Annotated in this window: 1 protein-coding gene and 1 pseudogene; both read right to left on the reverse strand. The window is 63.2% G+C overall.

From position 1 onward, the window contains the following. A pseudogene (locus VDP82_RS16165) lies at nucleotides 1-319 on the reverse strand (hypothetical protein); the annotation flags it as partial. 183 nt (nucleotides 320-502) lie between these two features. Beyond that, nucleotides 503-3,197: isoleucine--tRNA ligase (gene ileS / locus VDP82_RS16170; protein WP_323015857.1), on the reverse strand; the 2,695-nt coding region annotated here is incomplete at its 5' end.

Consider the following 3,197-nt stretch of genomic DNA (forward strand, 5'->3'; position numbering starts at 1 on the left):
CGATGATGGCCACCAGCATGACCAGGCCCAGCGCCCAGACCGGCAGGCCATCGAGCAGCCCATAGGAAATACCAGTGTTCCACACCAGCACATAATCGAAGAAATCGGTGACGCGCACCACCTCGCCGCCGCGCCAGCCAGTCATGGAAAAGGGCACGTAGCTGGTGAAGACCTCGACGCATCTGGCTTCGCCCGGCGCCATGCAATCGGGCGCGATGTGGAAGCCCTTCTGGGCCCGGTCGATGCCGAAGGCGAGGATGGCGGCCATCAGGGAGGCGAGCCAGGAGGGGTAACGCAGGGATGGGGCGGGCATTCTCATGGCGTCTCCGGCTTTCCGTTCCTCTGTGGAGGCTATCACCGAGGGCTCAGTCGTCACCCTCACCCTTGCGGGGAGGGATCAAGGGTGGGGGGTGTTTGGCCCCGATATCGGGGCTTTCGGCACCCCCTCCCAGCCGTCAAGGGGGAGGTGCCGCTCCGGGGATGGGGTCCCATGCTGCCCGGCTCACAACCCCGCCGCTTCGCGTTCGCGCAGGGCCTGGGCGTCGCGGGGGGAGACATCGGGGTAGTCGGGGTCGGAGCCCACTTCTGGCAGGATTTTCCACGAGCGGGCGCAGCGTCGGCCCTGGGCCAGAGCCGGCTCGACAGCGACACCGGGAACATCATCGAGGGTGAAGCCTCCGCCCGTGCCCGAGACGATCTCGATGGCGGAAGTGATGGCGATTTCCGCCAGGTCCTGCCCCTTGAGCGCTTCGAGATAGCGCGCATCCTCGATGAACACTTTCGGGGCAGCTTCGAGCGAGGAGCCGATGCGCTTTTCGCGGCGCTCGACTTCCAGCGCGCCGGTGACGACGCGGCGGACGGCGCGGATCAGGGTCCATTTGGCCGCCAGTTCGTCATCGAGCCAGGCGGCGGGCACCTCGGGGAAAAGCCGCAGATGCACGGACGAACCGGGCTCGGGGTGCCGTTCGAGCCAGCATTCCTCCATGGTGAAGACCAGGATGGGCGCCAGCCATGCGGTGAGGCAATTGAACAGCAGATCGAGCACGGTCAACGCCGAGCGGCGGGTGAGCGAGGAAATTGGGTCGCAATAAAGCGCATCCTTGCGGATATCGAAATAGAAGGCGCTGAGCTCGATATTCATGAAATTGGAGAGGAGCGTGACGATCCTGCGATAGTCATATTCCTTGTAAGCGGCGCGCACGCCGGCATCGAGCTGGGCCAGCCGGTGCAGCATCAGCCGCTCCAACTCGGGCATGTCGGCCACGTCAACCACGTCGTCCGCGCGGAAATGGGCGAGATTGCCCAGCAGCCAGCGCAGGGTGTTGCGCAGCTTGCGATAGGCATCCACCGTGGTCTGGATGATCTCCTTGCCCAGGCGCAAATCTTCCGAATAGTCGGCGGAGGCGACCCAGAGGCGCAGGATATCGGCGCCGAACTGCTTGATGATGTCCTGCGGGGCAACGGTATTGCCCAGCGACTTGCTCATCTTGCGCCCTTCCCCATCCATGGTGAAACCATGGGTGAGCACGCTCTCGTAAGGGGCATGGCCATTGGTGGCGCAGCTTTCGAGCAGGGAGGAATGGAACCAGCCGCGATGCTGGTCCGAGCCTTCCAGATACATCGAGGCCGGGAATTTCAGATGCGGCCATTTCTGCTTGTTGCGCAGCACGAAGGAATGGGTGGAGCCGCTATCGAACCAGACGTCGAGCACGTCCATGACCATCTCGTAATCCTCGGCCTTGTGGGCCTCGCCGAGATAGAACTGCGCGGCGCCGGGCTTGTACCAGGCGTCCGCACCTTCGGCCTCGAAGGACTGGGCGATGCGGTGATTGACCGCCTCGTCCTTGAGGATTTCGCTGGTCTTTTTATTGACGAAGACGGTGATCGGCACGCCCCAGGCGCGCTGGCGCGACAGCACCCAGTCGGGGCGGTCGGCGATCATGGCGCGCAGGCGGTTCTGCCCGGCGGCGGGGTAGAATTTGGTGGCGTCGATGGCATTGAGCGCGCGGGCGCGCAAGGTATCGCCTTCCGCGCCCTCGATCGGCTTGTCCATATAGACGAACCATTGCGGGGTGTTGCGGAAGATTACCGGCTTCTTAGAGCGCCAGGAGTGGGGATACTGGTGCTTCACCCGGCCACGGGCGATGATATTGCCTGCTTCGGCCAGGGCGGCGATGACGCGGTTATTGGCATCGCCCTTCTTGCCGTTATCGTCGATGACGCGAGCGCCATCGAAACCGGGCGCGTCCTTGGTGTAGTAGCCGGCATCGTCCACGGCATAGGGGATGGACGGATCGATGCCGCGATCCTGCAACAGGCGGGTGGAGTCCATCCAGATGCCGAAGTCATCGAGGCCATGGCCCGGCGCGGTATGGACGAACCCGGTGCCGGCATCGTCGGTGACGTGTTCGCCATCGAGCAGGGGCACGGCAAATTCGTAGCCGCCGGCGAGGCCGCGCAGGGGATGGGCGGTGGTGAGGGCGTTGAGTTGCCCAGCAGTAACCGTTGCGCGTTTCTCGAAACCGGTGACCTTAGCCTTAGCAAGCACCTCAGCAGCGAGTTTGTCGGCCAGGATCAGTCTGTCGCCGACTTTGGCCCAGTTTTCTGTTGGCGCGTCAGTGACTTCGTATAGCCCATAAGAGATCCGGCTCGAGAACGAAATCGCGCGATTAGCGGGAATCGTCCAAGGTGTGGTGGTCCAGATGACGACCGATGCGGAGCGAAGCAATTCCTTTGCATCGAGGTCATCCTGTGCCAATTCGCGCAAGCTTTCTGCGCTGCCATCGGTCCATCGCGCACCTGCGCCAAGAGCAGTCATCACCACCGGGAATTTCACCCAGATGGTGTCGCTCTCATAGTCCTGGTATTCGATTTCGGCTTCGGCCAGGGCGGTGCGCTCGACCACCGACCACATGACGGGCTTGGAGCCGCGATAGAGCTGGCCGGACGTGGAGACCTTCATCAGCTCGCGCGCGATCTGCGCCTCGGCATCGAAGCTCATGGTGAGATAGGGCTGGGCCCATTCGCCCAAAATGCCCAGGCGCTTGAACTCGTCGCGCTGGATATCGACCCATTGCTCGGCGAAGGCGCGGCATTCCTGGCGGAATTCGATGACGGGAACGTCGTTCTTGTCCTTGCCGCGGGCGCGATACTGCTCCTCGATCTTCCATTCGATGGGCAGGCCATGGCAGTCCCAG

The organism is Devosia sp. (assembly GCF_034675085.1).
In the GTDB taxonomy this organism is placed as follows: Bacteria; Pseudomonadota; Alphaproteobacteria; order Rhizobiales; family Devosiaceae; genus Devosia.